The 17,105-nt window shown below is 70.7% G+C and carries 8 protein-coding genes; 3 read left to right on the top strand and 5 right to left on the bottom strand.

Annotation, left to right across the window (positions count from 1 at the left end; translation table 11 throughout):
• The first annotated feature begins 134 nt into the window (after positions 1-134).
• On the top strand, positions 135-2,024 hold the full coding sequence (locus ACFV9T_RS05595) for a stealth family protein (RefSeq protein WP_385436864.1): 1,890 nt from the start codon (positions 135-137) through the stop codon (positions 2,022-2,024).
• A complete protein-coding gene (locus ACFV9T_RS05590; protein ID WP_385436862.1) occupies positions 1,997-3,061 on the top strand; it encodes an FkbM family methyltransferase in 1,065 nt (354 codons plus the stop codon). Before ACFV9T_RS05595 ends, ACFV9T_RS05590 begins: the two co-directional genes overlap by 28 nt.
• Here ACFV9T_RS05590 and ACFV9T_RS05585 read toward each other — a convergent pair.
• The 3 genes from ACFV9T_RS05585 to ACFV9T_RS05575 form a co-directional block, all read right to left on the bottom strand.
• Complete coding sequence (locus ACFV9T_RS05585; protein WP_385436861.1) at positions 3,045-4,010, bottom strand: serine hydrolase domain-containing protein; 966 nt, start codon at positions 4,008-4,010, stop codon at positions 3,045-3,047. The genes ACFV9T_RS05590 and ACFV9T_RS05585 overlap by 17 nt on opposite strands.
• A 119-nt stretch (positions 4,011-4,129) precedes the next feature.
• The gene (locus ACFV9T_RS05580) at positions 4,130-5,140 is read right to left on the bottom strand and encodes a hypothetical protein (RefSeq protein ID WP_385436859.1); all 1,011 of its coding nucleotides are present in this window, start codon (positions 5,138-5,140) and stop codon (positions 4,130-4,132) included.
• Between the two features lie 32 nt (positions 5,141-5,172).
• Entirely contained in the window at positions 5,173-9,936 is a 4,764-nt protein-coding gene (locus tag ACFV9T_RS05575) for a DUF6531 domain-containing protein (RefSeq protein WP_385436858.1), read from the bottom strand.
• A 511-nt stretch (positions 9,937-10,447) separates the two neighbouring features.
• Here ACFV9T_RS05575 and ACFV9T_RS05570 point away from each other — a divergent pair.
• Positions 10,448-12,454 (top strand): glycosyltransferase, encoded by a 2,007-nt coding sequence (locus ACFV9T_RS05570; RefSeq protein ID WP_385436857.1) that lies wholly within the window; start codon positions 10,448-10,450, stop codon positions 12,452-12,454.
• Between the two features lie 41 nt (positions 12,455-12,495).
• Here ACFV9T_RS05570 and ACFV9T_RS05565 read toward each other — a convergent pair whose 3' ends face one another.
• Entirely contained in the window at positions 12,496-14,490 is a 1,995-nt protein-coding gene (locus ACFV9T_RS05565; protein ID WP_385436855.1) for a glycosyltransferase family 2 protein, read from the bottom strand.
• A gap of 120 nt (positions 14,491-14,610) precedes the next feature.
• Positions 14,611-16,902: a CDP-glycerol glycerophosphotransferase family protein gene (locus ACFV9T_RS05560; protein WP_385436854.1), complete on the bottom strand. Its 2,292-nt coding sequence runs from the start codon at positions 16,900-16,902 to the stop codon at positions 14,611-14,613.
• Between the last annotated feature and the right edge of the window lie 203 nt (positions 16,903-17,105).

The following is a 17,105-nucleotide window of genomic DNA, read 5'->3' as shown; positions in this document are numbered from 1 at the left end:
AGCCCGCCTGCGGAGCGGCTGGGCCGAATGGGGGCAGTTTGGGGGTGTCCGCCATGGCGGCACCCCATCCCGGCGGCGTTCAGATGATGGTGTGAGGAACCACCCGTCCCGCGCCGCCCGCCCCAGGACGCACGATGCCCCTCACCGCACCGCCGCCCGCCGCCCCCCGCCCCCCGTCGTGGCTCGCCGATCCGCCCCTGGTGCGCGGCTACCGGCGTACGGTCCCGCTGCGGATCCGTCGCGCGGTCATCGCCCTGACCGGGGCCGAGCTGCGCCGCGCGGCCCTGCGCGGGCTGGGCCGGGTGTCCACCGCCTCCGGTGCGCTACGGCTGCGCTGGGCACGGCGGCGGATGGGGCGGCTGGTGCGTACGGGGCTGCTGTCCACACCCGGCCGCATGGTGATCGCCGACGACCACGGCACCCGGATCGCGACCGTCGTCCCCGCGCCCACCCCCCTGTTCGCGCGCGCCGAGAACCTGCGGCTGGTGTGCGAGGCGCTGGACCAAGCGCGGCTCGACCACTTCGTCATCCGCTGCTACAGCAACGTCGCCTCCGCCGTGGGCGTACGGGCGGATCAGCGGGCCGAGGTGGTCGCCGCCCTCCGCGCGCTGTGCGCCCGGGAGGCGGGGTACGTCTCGCCGCCCCCGCACAAGAAGAGCCGGAAGGGACCGTTGCGGCTGGGCGTGGCGGCCCGCGCCTGGCGCCCGCTGGCCGCCGAGCCCGTCGTCCGCTTCACCCGCTTCCACACCACCCCGCGCGGGGAACTCGTCCTGGGCTCGTCGCACGGCTGCGACGTCGAGTTCTGGGAGAACGGCACCGCGGCGGACGCCCCCGCCGACACCCCCGGGCCGCCCCTCCTCCACGCCCCCCGCCCCAACCGCACCACCGCCTCCGTCCCCCTCACCGGCAACGCCGTCCGCACCCCGGACCAGATGTTCACCCGCCTCACCCCGGCCACCGGCTGGGCTCCGGGCCGCCTCGTCCGTACCCGGCCCGAGTTCACCACCCGGCTCCCCGACGACGTCCGCTTCCCCATCGACGTCGTCTACACCTGGGTCGACGGCTCCGACCCGCAGTGGCAGCAGCGGCGCACCGCCGTCACCAATAAAGAGGAGACCGCGGGCTACCACGCGCAGGCCGCCAACGCCGCCCGCTACACCAACCGCGACGAGCTGCGCTACTCCCTGCGCTCACTCCACCTGTACGCCCCCTGGGTGCGCCACATCTACATCGTGACGGACCGCCAGGTCCCCGCCTGGCTCGCGCTCGACCACCCCGGCATCACCGTCGTCGACCACCGGGACATCTTCGACGACCCGAGCCTGCTGCCCACCTTCAACTCGCACGCCATCGAGACCCGCCTGCACCACATCAAGGGCCTTGCCGAGCACTTCCTCTACTTCAACGACGACGTCTTCCTCGGCTCGCCCGTCACCCCGCAGGACTTCTTCCTCGCCAACGGCGTCACCAAGTTCTTCCCCTCCCGCGCGCTGATCCCGCTGGCCCCCGCCGACCACCTCGACGTCCCCGTATCGGCGGCGGGCAAGAACAACCGGCGGCTGCTGGAGGGCCGGTTCGGGGCGACCGTCACGCAGAAGATGAAGCACACCCCGCACGCCGTCCGCACCAGCGTGCTCGCCGAGATCGAGCGGGAGTTCCCGGGCCCGATCCGCGCCACCATGGCCAACCGGGTGCGCTCCACCTCGGACATCTCCCTGCCGTCCTCGCTCCACCACTACTACGCGTTCCTCACCGGCCGCGCGATCCCGGCCCAGCTGCGCTACGACTACGTCGACCTCGCCCGGCCCGCCATCCACAACCGGCTGGCGCGACTGCTGCGGACGCGCCACTGCCAGGCGTTCTGCCTCAACGACACGGTCTCCTCCGAGCACGACCTGGCCGGTCAGCTGGCCCTGCTCCGCCCCTTCCTCGACGCCTACTTCCCCGTACCCAGCCCGCTGGAGCGGGCCGTCACCCGACAGGAGGCGCGGCAGCCATGCCCCTCGCCATCACCCTCCCGCTGAACCCGGACGTCCTGGCCGCCAGCGGCCCGTACCCCCGCGCGCTCAATGTGCTCAGCCGCAAACAGACCGCGGTGCAGCGGCAGTTGCGCCGCTCGGGCCTCGCGGGCTACGAACCCACCACCCAGGCCACCCTGCTGGCCCTCGCCGGACAGGCCCCGGCGGGCAGCGCGGTGTACGACATCGGGGCGCACATCGGGCTGTACTCGGCGCTGGTCGACGCGGTCTACGGAAGCGGCGGCGCACGCACCGGGAGCCCGCGCACCGGCGGCGCACACCCCACCGGCCCCCACACCATCGCCTTCGAGCCCACCCCGCAGACCGCCGCCCTCTGCCGCCGTATCCGCCACTGCAACCACCTCGACTACGAGGTGCAGCAGACCGCGCTCTCCTCCGAACCCGGCACCGCCGAGCTGTACTTCTCCCACAAATCGGAGTCGTCCAACTCCCTCAACCCGGCCCACCGCAAACACTCCGAATCGGTGACCGTCCCGGTCACGACGGTGGACGCCTTCACCGAGGACCGAGGCCTCGTCCCCCACCTCATCAAGATCGACGTCGAGACCTACGAGGCGGCCGTCCTCACCGGCGCCCTCGCCACCATCCGCCGCCACCGCCCGTGGATCATCTGCGAACTCCTCCCCAGCGCCGACCACGGCACCCTCCGCACCGCCCTGGCCCCGCTCACCGCCATGGACTACGGCCTGCACCCGATCACCCCGGAGTCCCCCTGGCAGCGCTACGACGAGACGACGTACCAGCTGGCGGTCAGCCCCCAGTCCCGCGACTGGCTCCTGGCCCCACGCCCGCTCACCCCGGCCTTCCACCGCGCCATGCGCCGCTGGCTGATCGCCATCCTGGCCTGCGACGAGACGACGAACCTCCTCACCCCCGACAAGGCGTCCTTCCCGTACGCGTGGAACGCCCCCTACCGCCCGCGCACCCTGACCCCGGCCCTGACCCGCCTGTCCGCCGCCGCGGCCCGCGCCCGCCGTTTCGCCTTCCCCGCCCCCACTCCGCCGGTCACCACGCCGCGCTGAGCGCCCCCGGTTCGACGGCCTCCGACACCGCGCCGAGCAGCCGCTCCACCTCCGCACCCCACCGGGAGGTGACCACCAGATCGCGAGCGGGATCGACCCACAGCAGATGGCCGCCGCCGTTGCCCCGGGCGCAGCGCCCGGTGGCCGGGGCGGTCGGCCATACGGTGCGGTGGTCGTTGAGCCACCACGACAGCCCGTAGTTCGGCTTGACCGGGCACGGCGTCCACATCTGCTCGATCCAGCGGGCGGAGACGACCCGGGCCCGCCCCCAACGGCCACCGCGCAGACACAGCTGCCCGACGCGGGCCAGATCAAGCGCGTTGATCCACAAGCCCCCACCCCAGTGGGCGCCCCCGGAGACCACCGGCACCCGCGCACCGTCAACGTCCACCACCGCGTTCGCATAGCCATGCCAGGACCACGACGACGACGCCCCGATCGGCGCCATGACGCGCTCCCGCAGCACGTCCGGCAGCGCGCGCCGGAACAGAACCGTGAGCGCCAGGGCGGCCAGATTCACCCGCACGTCGTTGTACGCCCACCCCTCACCGGGCGGCCCACCGGCCGACTCGGTGCCCTCCCGCGTGCTCTGCGCGTCGACCGACGTCGGCTTCCCCCACAACTCGCCCTCCCACTGGCTCGTCTGATCCAGCAGATGCCGCCAGGTGACCGCCCGCCCATGCGCCCCGTCGAACTCCGGAAGCCCAACCCGCCTACGGACCGGCTCATCCAGGACCAACAACCCGTCGTCATAGGCAACGCCCGCCACCAACGCCAGCACGCTCTTCGTCGCGCTGTACGCCATCTCCACCCGCGCCGGATCCCCCCACGCCCCGATCACCACCCCCCGCCGCACCACGACCCCACTCGCACCCCCGCCATCCAGCAGCGGCCCGATGACCTCCCGATGCGAGTCATCGGCCACCTGCTGGGCGAGATACGAAGCCATATCCCCCACCCCAGGAACCGACCGCTCCCCCTGCCCCCGAACAGCCCGAGCCACACCCCCGGCGTCCACGCCGTCCCACGGATCCCCGGCCCCGGCCATCTCGTCCAAGTTCATCATCATCACTGGAAGTTGAGCCGGTGAGGGTGCGTGGGGTCAACAGGGCACGTGAAGATGCGCATCTGACCGCGCCCGACGTATACGCCGGTGGGGTCGCTCGCCCCCATCGCGTCCATGACCTCCCGGTCCTCCAGAGGCACCCACGTGAGTGAACCCCAGTCCCATTCCTCGTCGCTGACGGTCAGCAGAGGACGCATGGACGCGCCGCAGGAGCAGTCGATGCGGGCCGGGCCGGTGAGCCCCCACCTGGCGAAGCCGCCGACCTTCCAGCCCGGCGCGATGGACAGGTCACCCGTATAGGAGAGTTCGTACTCCTCCCCTTCCGCGACCGCGTCCATGAGGTCTTCCTCCCAGGCGCCGATTCTCTCCTGAATGTCCTCACTCAGCAGCTCGATCCACTCATGCTCGACGACCTCTTCCGGATGGAGCACACAGGGGTTCGGGACGCATTCCGCCCGGCCCACGACGATCGGCTCCGGAATCTCCGTGAGGACGTCCGCCACCTCCCGCGCCCGCCGCCATTTCAGCACCACATCCATGGTCTGGTCCGGCCCGTGGGCCTCGAACGGGCACCAGAAGACCTGGAGCAGATCGCACCCTTCAGGGCCGGTCAGCCCCGGAACATCCCGTGTGAACAGCTGGGCCCCGGCGAGCATGGGAATCGGATCGGTGTCCCGCAACTCCGGTGCGTGCAAACCGGTCTCAAGCCCCGCGAGCGTCTCACGCTCCTCGTCCGAGGGCCCCCGATGCGGATCCCTCCGCCATGCCTCGTCAAGAATCCTGCGCTCCAGCCGCACGTCAGCCAGCCGATCCCCGCGGCCCTTTTCGTGGACAGCGTGACACATGGGCCACGGCTCGTCGGCGGGCCAGAGGAAAGGCCCCGCCACCGAACTTTCCTGCGGCTTCGGGGTGCCCGGCCGAGGGTGCAGTCGGGTGCTCGTTCTGCGGTATTCCGCCAGCTCCGGGAACATCGCTTCGATATCGACCGGCCGCTCGGGCGTCGTGCGCGTCATGGAATTCCTCCCTTGAGTATCCGACGCGAATGCTAAAGCTTGGGCGTTCTGACGCCAGCGGCCGGGTTCTCCAGACTGTGAGGGTTGTTGGGGAGGGTGAAACCACGATTACCGAATGCCGTGTATTCGAGCCGGATGGGAATCGGGTTGGTCCCCTCATAGATGGGTTTGATGGTGTACTGCACGATCTCCCCTCTCTTCACCGCCTTGAAAACCTCGTTCTCGACCTGATCCCGCTGATGGGGGGAGTTGGTGGGGTTGTTGGTCTGCGTCACAAGGTTGTGATAGGCCAGGTCTCCCTTGCCGTGCCCACCCAATCGGTTGCCGAGCAGATGGCCACGGGCCTCATTGAAGAGCTTGCCGTTGCCGCGCCACCCCGGAGGCCAGAGGTCCCCGGCAGGCGTCCCTTTGCGCAGCATCTCGGGGCGCAGACACGCGGACACACCGGTCGGACGCCCGAGGTGGTCCAGCCTCCCGTAACGAATGCTGCCGTCCCAGTCGTAGGCGTCCTGCTTGCACGCCTTGGGAGCCAGCCCGAGCGGATCAGCCCATGCCCAGGGGTTGATCACATACGTCGTGGGGTTCGGAGCGGGAGCCAGGCCCAAGGGGTCGGGGCTGGTGTAGCGGGCGGTCGCCGGATCGTAGTGACGGAAGTGGTTGTAATGCAGTCCCGTTTCCGGATCCGCGTACTGCCCGGGGAAGCGTAAGGGCGTGTAGGCAGTGGCGTCGATGTGCCAAGCCGTGCTGCCCCAGCAGGCGGAGCGGGACCGCCAGGCTGTGCCTCCCGTCTCGTCCACCAGCTCGGTAGGTGTGCCGACCAGGTCGGTGACGATGGCGAAGAACCGGGCGTCGGTCTCGTCCGCGCCCAGCGGCTTGCGTTCGTACTGGGAAAGCGGGCGGTGGCCCTCGTACTCCCAGGTGAGGACGGCGCCGGTTGCAGAGTCGGACTGCTCCGCGAGGCAGTCACCGTCCCAGGTGAAGTGAATCGCCTCGAGGACCGTCTGCCTGTCCGCCGCCATGCGGTGCTTCGCCGTACGGCGCCCCAACGGGTCATAGGAGTAACGCCACAGCGTGCCATCGGGAGTCGTGCAGGAGGCCAGGTGATCCTCGGAGTCGTACGTGTAGGTCCAGGTCTCGGGCTTCCGTGAGGGCCTGGTGCGGCGGCGACGCACCACCCGGCCGGCGGCGTCGTATTCGTAACGCACGGATCCCGCGGAGACGAGTCGTCCGCCGTCGTACGTGCGCGGCCCCCGGGCGGCGGTGCGGCCGCTCGCTCCCGGCCAGTACCCCGAGGTCTGGTTGCCCGCCGCGTCGTACGCGTAACTCTCCACCCAGCCCGGGGCCTCGACAGTCAGAGGGCGGCCGAGCGGGTCCAGTGAGATGCGCTTCTCGTGGCGGGTGCCGGCGGTCGCCTCGCCCATGGACACGGGGTAGCCATCGGCCCGGTAGCCATAGTCCCGTGCCCGCAGCATGGTGCCGTCGGTGGTCAGTGACTGGACCGCGGGACGGCCGAGAGCATCCCAGTTCGTCGCGAGAGCCACGGACGTGCCACCGGCACCCCAGGCCCGGGACACCTCGCGCCCGAGGATGTCGTGAGCGAAGGTGAGGGCATGGCCGTCGGTGGTCACGGACACCCGCTCACCCGCAGTGCTGTACTCCAGTCGGCTGACCACGCCGGTCGGGGTGGTGCGCGAGACGCGGCGGCCCAAGAGGTCGTACGTGTAACGGCTGGTGCGGCCATCGACGGTCTCCGCCACCGGTCGGCCGAGTACGTCCCGTTCCATGGTCAGCGTGGAGGTGGGGGAGACAGCGCTCAGCAGCAAGCCGCCCGGGCTGTAGGTGTACCGGGTGACGGCCCCGTCCGTGTCCTGGGCCACCAGTCGGTCCGTGGCGTCCCAGGTGTAGGCGACGTTCCGGCTCATCGGGTTGGTACGCGTGACCAGGCGCCCTGCGGCGTCGTAGGCATAGCGGGTCGGGCGGCCGTCGAAGTCGGTCTCGGCGGTGAGCCAACCCGCACGGTCATAGGTGTAGTCCCAGGTCTGACCAAGGGGGTTGGTCACCTGTATCAGACGGAGTTCGGTGTCGTAGCGCATCTCATAGCGGGCTCCGTCAGGACCGGTGCGCGCGATCGGCTTGTCAAAGGGGCCGTAGTCGGTGGTCGTTACACCACCATGAGGGTCGGTGTACGAGAGGCAGTTCCCCTCGCCGTCCCACTCCCAGGACTCCCGGCTGCCGTCGGCAGCCGTCCGCTCCAGTAGTTGGTCGACGTCCCACTCGAAGCGCTCGACGCTACCCGCTGCGTCGCGAATGAGTGTGGGACGGCCTTGATAGTCGCGCTCCACAGACGTGACACCGGACCCTGCGTTGGTGATCTCTACCGGAAGCCCCGCCCGGTCGGCGCGGATCCCGGTGATGGAGCCGAGCGCATCGGTGATGCTTGCGACGGCCCCCGTCCGGTCATGAGTGAAGCAGGTGACGGCGCCGTCGGGAGATCGGAGACTCGTGCAGTTACCCAACTCGTCGAACGTCTGCTGCCACACGTTGCCGTCGGCGTCCGTGATCTCGACCGGCAGGTCGAGTTCGTTGTAATGGGCGGTGGCGATGGCACCGTCGGGATGCCGGACCGCGATGAGGTTGCCCCTGTCATCCCACGTCAGCTCGGTGACGTGACCGAGGGGATCGGTACGGGTCAGCGGACGGTCGTGGGCATCCCAGCCGTGGAACGTGGTGTTGCCCAACGGATTCGTCTCCGCGACGACTTGGAGATGGTCGTTGAGATGGAGCGTGGTCGTGGCGCCGGTGGAATCGGTGTAGTGGGTGATGGGCTGCCCGGTCTCGGGGTGGACGTCATACCTGAAGGTGGACGACAGAAAGCCGTCAGGGCCGATGGTTCGTACGACGCGACCAGCACTGTCGTAGACATACTGGAACGTCGACAGATTGCGGTCGGTCCAGGAGGTTATGCGGCCATCGGCGTCATAGGTGAAGCGCATCGGGAGCCCGGTGGCGCTGATGACATCGGTGAGGTCGCCGACCGTGTCGTAACCGTACGTGAGGTGAGTGACCGGACTTTCGGAATCACGAAGGGCCAATGCGGTGATCCGGGAGACGTCGGCATCGAGCTGGACCGTGTACCCGCCGCTGTGCGTCACCGTGGTCGGTGCACCGTCGGAACGACGGACGAAGGTGACGCTGTTGTCGTTCCGGTCACTCACCTCGGTAAGCCAGAAGGCGGGCGAGGTGCGGTACGGACTTCCGGTGAACTCTCGCGTGAGCCCACGGTGCGGATCATGGACAACGTAGGTGGTTTCCTCCCCGTTCTCCCCACCGTGGACGAGCGGGAGACGGTCGCCCTCAAGAGGCAGGACCGCGTCTCCGCCCCGGTGCGGCAGCCGGGGGTAGACCAGCACCGAACCGTCCTCGCGGGCCCAGACCGCGCCGCCACCGACACGGTCGAGTTCGATGCGTTCATCGATGGTTGAAGCCCAACTACGGCCGAACCACCGGCCGTAGCGGTACCCCGACAGATGCGTGCGCTTGAGGACAAGGGGCAGGACACCGGGCAGGGAAAGGTCTGTCTGCGGCAGCAGCATCTCCCCCGTGGCGACATCCACCGGGTCGTTCTTGCACACCGTTTTCTCGAGAGAAACTCCGTTGCGCCGAGCGTCGTTCTTCGCGTCCTGCAAGGAGTCCGGCTTGGTGCGGTTGTCCTGCTCCGTGCGCCGCTTGGACCGATCTCCGGCCTTGCCTCCCCCGTCGTCGTTCTTGTTGTTCTTGGCGAACCAGGAGCGGATGTCCTGATCGGTGTTCTTGTGGTCGGTGGAGATCTGCTTGACGGCCTTCGGCAGCTTGGTGCTGACGTGGTCGCCCATTGTCTTCAGCGCCTTCTCCAGCGCGTCCACGGCCTTGTCGGCGACCGGATCGATGGCCTGAGCGATGCTGTCCCGGCCACGGGTGCGGCTGTGATGTGACTTCGCGGTGGACAGCTTTCCGGCAGTCTTGGTCTGGAAGTTGACGCTGAGGCCGCTGAGCTGGGTCGAGGCGTGGTCGTGCTCGCTGTGCTCGATGTGGAATCCCTTGCCCGCTGCGCCCCGGCCACTGCCTCTCCCCACGCCGTCCGCTGAGGCCAGATGCATGCCCTCCTTCGCGCCCTGCACCCCGTCCTTGAAACCGTCCTTGCCCGCCTGCTGGGCCTGGCCGACATCCACCCCGTCCTGCAACCCCATGGCCGTGGCGCCGACCTGCACCACGAGGTCGGCGGCCAAGTTCTCCAGGGCGGCGACCGCCGGTTCGGTCAGCGCCGCGACGATGTAGCCGACCGCCTCCTCCATACACTCCTTGACCAGCCGCCGGACCGCCTCCTGCGTCGCCCGTATCGCCCCCGCGCCCAGCAGCGCCGAAAGACCGCCCGTCACCGGGATCAGCGATAACGCGATGCCCGCCTCACTCGCCAGATAGCCCAGCTGGACCAGCGCGGCACCCTTCATCCCCTCGACCGCGGTTGCCGCCGTCTCGAGCCCCCCGGCGATGGTCCGCGCGGCCGACGCGATGTCCTTGATATGGGTGCCCTTGACCCTGCCCCAGTGGAGATTGAGCGCGTCCATCGCCTCGCCGTACCCCGACGACAGCAATCGCTCCACGTGCCCGTTGGCGAGCTGTCCATCGTCCTCCAGGTCATCAGCGAATTCCCGCAGGGACTTCGCCATGTCCCGATAGGCGTCTTCATCCACGTTCGGCCAGGACACCCCGATGATGTCCAGCAGAGTGTCTGCCCAGTCCGGCACCGTGACTGCCATGCGCGCCATCTCCCCAGTAGTGCACAAGCGTTCACAGAATATTTATGCGAAATAGTCCTTTCACGCGAGCACCGCCACGCCGCCCGGCAGAGCGAGCGCACAGACGTGAGCCCCGAAAGCCCGCATACCCTTTCTGATCACGCCAAAAGGCACATACACGGCGAGTCGCCTAGGGTTCCGTTCAGGACGATGTATCCGCCGCGAAGGGCATGTGCCATGGATCGCCTCGGTGTTCGGACTCCCCGCGGGCTCGTGCCGCTGGGCGCGGAGTGAACGGGTCCGGCGTGTCGTGCGTCGAAGGGGGCGCCCCGGACGCTGGTCCGTCATCCGCCGGCCGTGCGTCCCACACCCGTCCCTCACCCCCGGCCCCGACCATGAGCAGCCACCAGGAGTCACCAGCGATCATGGGAACGCAGCACGTCATGGCCGCCGACCGCAGCCGCGTCAGCCGCCGCGCCCCCGCACACCCCGGCGACGCCGCCTGAGCCCCACCTCACCCACCGGAGTCCGCATGTTGCCGCGCACCCCACGCCCCGGCCCGCGCCCCCGCGTCAGCGTGATCGTCCCCGCCCGCAACGCCATGCCCGCGCTGACCCGCGCCCTCACCTCCGCCATGGACCAGACGATAGGCATCGCCCGGCTGGAGATCATCGCGATCGACGCCGGGTCGACCGACGGCACCGGCGCGGAGCTGGAGCGGCTGGCCGCCGACTGCCCCGCCCTCAAGGTCGTCCGCGAGGAGCCCGGCGGTGGGCCGGGCAGGCCGCGCAACACCGGTCTCGACCTCGCCCGTGGCGACTACGTGTTCTTCCTCGACGCCGACGGCTACCTGGGCCCCGACGCGCTGCGCCGCATGGTCGCCATGGCCGACCAGAACGGCACCGATGTCGTCGTCGGCAAGATGGCCTCCCCCACCGGGCGCGGCGTGCCCCGGGCGGTGTTCCGCCACAACCAGCTGCGCACCGACGTCCTCGACTCGCACGCCTACTCCACCCTCGGCCCCTGGAAGCTGTTCCGCCGCGACCTCATCGAACGGTTCCAGCTGCGGTTCCCGGAGGAGTGCCGTACCGGCGAGGACCAGCCCTTCACGGCGGCCGCGTTTCTCAACGCCTCCGCCATCTCCGTCGTCGCCGACTACGACTGCTACCACCTCACCACCCGTCACGAGGCCGGGCCGCACCCCGCCCGCACCGGGCTCACCGACCGCATCGACGCCATCCGGCTGCTGTTCCAGACCGCCGCCCGCTACACCCAGCCCGGTCCACGGCGCGACCATGTGATGCGGCGGCATATCCGCCGGGAGCTGTGCGGCGCGCTGCGCGCCCTGCCCCGCGAGGACGAGGCGGAGGCGCGGGCCCGGTTCCTGCCCGAGCTGCGCCGCTGGGCGACCGACCACTGCTCGGACACGCTCTTCCGCACCCTCACCGCGCCCGAACGGCTGATGGTGCATCTGCTGCGCAGCGGCCGCTTCGACGATCTGCTGACCGTCATCCGCACCGCCAAGCAGGACGCGGGCCGCGGCCGCCTGGTCGAGAAGGGGCGCGTGTACTGGCTGCACCCCTTCTTCCGCGACCCGGCGGCCGACGTCCCGGACGACTGCTTCGACGTCACCGACCGGCTGCCGGTCCGTCACCACCTCACCGGCGCGGCCTGGCACGGCGGCTCCACGCTGCGGGTCCGTGGCCGGGCCGAGGTCAAGGGCCTGGACGCCGGTCCCGAGGACCGCACCGAGCTGATATTGCGCCGCCGCGAGGCCCCGGACGAACTGTGCGTGCCGGTCACGGCCGCAGAGGGCGAGACGGAGGACGGGGACTTCGCGGCGGACATCGACATCGCCACCGCCGACGACGGAGCCCCGCTGCGCCCGGGCGTCTGGGATGTCTTCCTCGACGTACGCGCCCAGGGCGTCAGCCGCACCATACGCTTCGGCAACCGCCACCCCGAGGGGCTCGACATCGGCACCGCGCGCCGGGTGGTGCGCGCGGGCCCCGGGCTGCGCGCCCGCGTGACGCCGTACTTCACCACCCCGTACGGCAATCTCTCCCTCGACATCGGCCCGGCCCCGCGCGGCGCGCCCTGCGAGGTGACCGAGGCGCTGTGGCATCCGTCCGACAAGGGCACGCTGGTCGTCGCCGGGCGGCTGCTGCCGCCGGGCTCGCCGCCCCGCGACCGGGTGCTGCGGCTGCGCGCCGAGCACACCGACGGCCGCGTCCTGGACCACCCCGTGCGGTACGCGGCGGGCCACCCGGCGGGCGCGTTCACCGCCCGGCTGCCGGTGCGCGACCTGAGCCGCGGCCGCTGGACGGTCACGCTCGCCCTGGTCGGCCACGGCGACGGCCCGCCGCGCGCCGCCCCCGTACCGCCGCCCGAGCGACTGCCCGGCACCCGCTGGCTGCGCCGAGGCCGTCCGTACTACGCCAAGCCGCTCACCGGGCACGGCGAGGCGACCCTGGAGCTGCGCATCGCGCCCGTACGCCTCCTCGCCGCCGCCCGGAACCGCCTGGGCGGCCGTTTCTGACTGGATCTCTGACTGGGGTTCTGACTGGGGTTTCTGACGACCTACCTGCCCATACGAGCCCGAGCACGGGCCCGGGCCCGCCGCATCCGCCGCCGCACTCCCGCGGCGACCCTCACCGGCGCCACCTCCAGCGCGAGTGCCGGGGCCGAGCGCCGGGTGAGCGGTTTGGCGTAGTACGGACGGCCGAAGCGGAACCAGCGCGTCCCGGCCAGCCGCCCCAGGCAGGGCACGACGACGCTGCGGCCCTCCACGATCAGCGTCAGCGTCCAGCGGCCCGCCGTCAGCCGTCCGACGGGCAGCCGGGCCGTGAAGTCCCCGGAGGCGCCCGGCTCGAACCGCGCCGCGACCTCGCGCACCGCACCCGCTCCGCTCTCGGCGCGCAGCCGCAGCCCGGTCCCGGCCCCGGCCCCCGTCCGGGGGAATCCGCCGGTCAGCCGCCCGCCGACGATCAGGACGCTCTTCCTGGCGCCGTGCCAGGCGGTCCGGGTCACCAGGCACGGGGCCTCGCGCGCGTCGCGGGCGGCGTGGGCGACCTCGCCGACGTCGAGCGAGAGATTGCCGTACGGGGTGAAGTACGGGACCACCACCACGGGTTCGCCGCGCGGCGTCGTGACGGCGCGCCGGGGCGGCCGGGTGGCCGCACCGCCCTCGCGGCTGCCGCCGAACCGCACGGTGCGGGTGACGCCCTGGGCGCGAACGTCCAGGTAGAGGTTCCACAGGCCGCGTTCCAGCGGTACGCCGCCGTCCACGGTGGCCGGGTCGATCTCGACGGTGAAGCCCGACGTCACGTCAGGGCGCGGCACGGCGGGCACCCGGATCTCGGGGCGGTCGGCCTCGTACTTGCGCAGGACGAGTTCGGTGCCGGGCTCGGTCGCGTCGACCGCGTCGATGCCCTCGATGGCGGCGCGGCCGGTCAGCCGCAGCACTCCGCCGCGCCACCGCGCCGTATCGAGGTGGTGGTGGACCGGCAGCCGGTCCGTGATGTCGAAACAGGCGTCGGGGACGTCGGCGGTGTGGTCGCGGAAGAAGGGGTGGAGCCAGTAGACGCGGCCCTTGTCGACGAGGTGGCCTCGGCCCGCGTCCTCCTTGGCGCCGCGCGCGACGGTCAGGACGTCCTCGAAGCGGTCGGCCCGCAGCAGATGGACGAGCAGCCGGTCCGGGGCGTCGATCCGTTCGACGATGGGGTCGGTCACCCAGGTCCGCGCCAGGTCCCGGAACACGGGGAAGAAGCGTTCCCGCGCGTCCCGCTCGCTCTCCCGGGGCAGCAGACCGCGCAGCGGACCGCACAGCTCCCACTCGACGTGACGGCGCATGATCTGGTCCCGGCGGGGGCCCGGTTCGAGATAGCGGGCCACCGTCTCGAAGCACAGCCGGATGCCGTCCACGCGGTGGGCGAGACCGGACGCGGTGAGGGTGAGGTTGCCGCGGTTCTCGCGGTAGCGGACGTAGTAGCAGTCGTAGTCGGCGACCACGGAGACGCCGGAGGCGTTGAGGTAGGCGGCCGCGGTGAACGGCTTGTCCTCGCAGTTGCGGTACGGCGGGAAGCGCAGCCGCAGCCGCTCGATGAGCGAGCGCCGGAAGAGCTTCCAGGGACCCAGGGTCAGATAGGCGTGGGAGGAGAAGATGTCGGTGCGCGGCTGGTTGTGCGAGAAGACGGCCCGGGGAACGGCACGTCCGCCGACCGAGGCGATCCGGCCGAGGACGACGTCGGTGCCGTTCTCGTCGGCCATGGCGACCATGCGGCGCAGCGCGTCGGGCCCCAGGTAGTCGTCGGAGTCGAGGAAGAAGACGTAGTCGCCGCGCGCCCGGTCCAGGCCGGTGTTGCGGGGGCCGCCCGCGCAGCCGGAGTTCTCCTGGTGGACGACGTGCAGGGCGGGGCACGTGCGGGCGAGCCGTTCCAGCTCGTCACCGGTGCCGTCGGTGGAGCCGTCGTCCACCGCGATGATCTCGATCAGGTCCGGGCCGAGGGTCTGCTCCATCGCGGAGGTGACGGACCGGGTCAGCTCCGGCATGGCGTTGTAGGCGGGAATGATCACGCTGACGCGGGGAGGGGAAGGGGACACTGCGGGCACTGCGGGCATGGCGACCTCCGGACTCCGGCTCAGGGCGGACTACGGGATCAGTCGCGGTCGACTACAGGATCAGTGGCGGTCGGATCAGTCGCGGTCGGGAAAGGCGCGGGTGGGCTGCGCGGCATGCGGGGGCAGAGTGCCGCCGTGCGCCCGTACCCCCTGGAGTGACGGCACCGTACGGCTCTCCGGCCGCTGCGCGAGGGGCGGCTGCGCCGTGACGTCCTCGCCCAGCATGAGCGTCCGTACGACGCGCTCGGCCGCGTGGCCGTCGTCGTACGGGCAGAAGCGGTCCCGGAACGCGGCGCGCAGCGCGGCCGCTTCGGCGTCGCACCAGCGGCCGTCGCGGAAGACGGCGATCAGCTCGTCCAGGGTGCGGGCCACCGGGCCCGGGGTGTCGCCGGGGCGGCCGGACAGCAGGTCGAAGTAGACGCCGCGGGCGGCCCGGTAGGCGTCCCAGTCGTCCGCGTAGATCACGATGGGCCGGTCCAGCACGGCGTAGTCGAACATGATCGACGAATAGTCGGTGATCAGCGCGTCGGCGGCCAGGCACAGCTCCTCGACCCGCGGATGGCTCGACACGTCCCGCACCAGCCCCGCCTCGTCGAGTTCGCGCAGCGCCGCCGACGGCCGGTACGAGTAGTGCGCCCGCACCAGGAGCGTCGTACCGGGGCCCAGGGCGCGGCTGACCCGCTCCAGATCCAGCCGGGGCGTGAACCCCTTCTGGTAGTCGCGGATCGTGGGCGTGTAGAGGACGGCGGTGTGGCCGTCCGGGACGCCGAGCGCGGCGCGGGCGCGCCGTACGTCGTCGGCGGTGGCCGAGACCAGCACGTCGTTGCGCGGATATCCGCATTCCAGGAGCCGGTAGGAGGCGGGGTAGACCCGCTCCCACACCTCGCTGGAATGCGGATTGGAGGAGAGCGCGAAGTCCCAGCGGTCGATGCGCTTGAGGAGATTCCCGAAGCTCATTCCCGCCGCCGCGGCGGGATAGCGCTGCTGGTCCAGGCCCATGCATTTGAGCGGGGTGCCATGAAAGGTCTGCAGATGCACCGTGCCGGGCCGCTTGACGACGTCGTTGGGGAAATTGACGTTGTTGATGAGATACGTGGCGCGGGCCACCGTCCGGTAGAAGTCCCGGGTGCCCGCGATGACGTAATCGACGCCTTCCGGAAGCGAGCCGATCTCCGACTTCTTCACCACCCACACCCCGTGGATGTGCGGGGCCAGTTCCCGGGCCTTGTAGTAGATCGCCGCCGGATTGCACAGCACCCCCCGCCCCCAGTACGCGCTGTAGACGGCCAGGTTGGGGTCGGCGGGCCGCCGCCGGTGGGCCCGGTAGAGGGCCCGTTTGCCCCGTACGGCCAGCGCCGCCCGGGCCATCCGCTTGGCCTTGCGGGCCCCGGCGACGGCCCGCGTCGCCCGCTCGTGCTCCCGGTAGCGGGCGAACGAGCCACGGGCCAGCGCCGCGAAGCGCCACTCGGCTCCGGCGGGCGGCGTGAATCCGTCCGGGAGGTGGATCCGGTACCAGGAAGCCGCCCGGCGGAAGAAGCGCGGCCGGTCGCCCGGCGCCACCCGGGAGCGGCGGTCGAGGCAGAACAGGAAATGGGAGACGGCCCGTTCGAAGAGCAGACACCGCACCGGATTGAGATGCGGATGTTCGTCGAGGAAGGCGAAGAGCCGGGCGTACTGGTCGAATATGACGAAGTGTTTCTCGCCGGGGCTTCCCGTACTGGCCCCGACCCGGCGCTGACGGTATTCCAGGCCGACCAGATCCACACAGGCGATGCGCCGCGCCGTCAGCATCGTCAGATACGACAGCAGCGCGTCCTCGTAGATTCCCTCGCTGAACGAGAAACCGTGCTCGGTGTAGAAGGCGCGGCGGTAGACCCGGTTGGACGACATCGCGAAGATGCGCAGGAATTCGGGGCGCTCCAGGACGGAGAAGACGTCGGTGCCCGCCGAGTTCAGCAGCTCCCCGAAGACGCTGGGGGTGCTGCGCCCCGACCAGTACGTGCGTACATGGTTGAAGTAGAGGATGTCCGGGTCCTCGTTGAGCGCGAGCCGTTCGGCCAGGCCCTCCAGGGTGCCGGGCGCGAGGGTGTCGTCGCCGTCGAGAAAGAGCAGATAGTCGCCGGAGGCCCGCTCGACACCGGCGTTACGGGCCCGGCCGGGGCCGGAGTTGACGGGCAGGTGCACCGGCACCACCCGGCTGTCGCGGGCCGCGCAGGCGTCGATGATGGCGCCGCAGTGGTCCGGCGAGCGGTCGTCCACGGCCACCACCTCCACGTCGTGGAACGACTGGGTCAGCACGGAGTCCAGGCAGGCCTGCAGATAGCCCTGCACCCGGTAGGCGGCGATGACGATGCTGAAGCGGGGCATGCGGGGCTCCTCGGGACGCGACGGCGGGTCCAGGCGCTGGCGGCAGCGGTTCGAAGCGCTCACTGACTCACCACCGTAGGGTTGTACGCCCCGATATGCCCGATAAGCCCATGGGCGGACGGCCGACCGGGTGAAACCGGGGAATCGCCGCGAGGTCATGAACACGGCATCTGTACGATCTTCGAGTCACGAGATCTTCGGGG

Origin of the sequence: Streptomyces sp. NPDC059850, assembly GCF_042731515.1 — a bacterium.
Classification (GTDB): Bacteria; Actinomycetota; Actinomycetes; order Streptomycetales; family Streptomycetaceae; genus Streptomyces.
Note: the sequence above shows the minus strand (reverse complement) of the source record. Positions and strands in the feature narration are given on the sequence as shown.

Excerpts from the sequence above, each read along its gene's own strand:
- ACFV9T_RS05575 (WP_385436858.1), bottom strand. The coding sequence starts at position 9,936 with ATGGCAGTCACGGTGCCGGACTGGGCAGACACTCTGCTGGACATCATC.
- ACFV9T_RS05570 (WP_385436857.1), top strand. The coding sequence starts at position 10,448 with ATGTTGCCGCGCACCCCACGCCCCGGCCCGCGCCCCCGCGTCAGCGTG.
- ACFV9T_RS05585 (WP_385436861.1), bottom strand. The coding sequence starts at position 4,010 with ATGGCTTCGTATCTCGCCCAGCAGGTGGCCGATGACTCGCATCGGGAG.
- ACFV9T_RS05590 (WP_385436862.1), top strand. The coding sequence starts at position 1,997 with ATGCCCCTCGCCATCACCCTCCCGCTGAACCCGGACGTCCTGGCCGCC.
- ACFV9T_RS05595 (WP_385436864.1), top strand. The coding sequence starts at position 135 with ATGCCCCTCACCGCACCGCCGCCCGCCGCCCCCCGCCCCCCGTCGTGG.
- ACFV9T_RS05580 (WP_385436859.1), bottom strand. The coding sequence starts at position 5,140 with ATGACGCGCACGACGCCCGAGCGGCCGGTCGATATCGAAGCGATGTTC.
- ACFV9T_RS05560 (WP_385436854.1), bottom strand. The coding sequence starts at position 16,902 with ATGCCCCGCTTCAGCATCGTCATCGCCGCCTACCGGGTGCAGGGCTAT.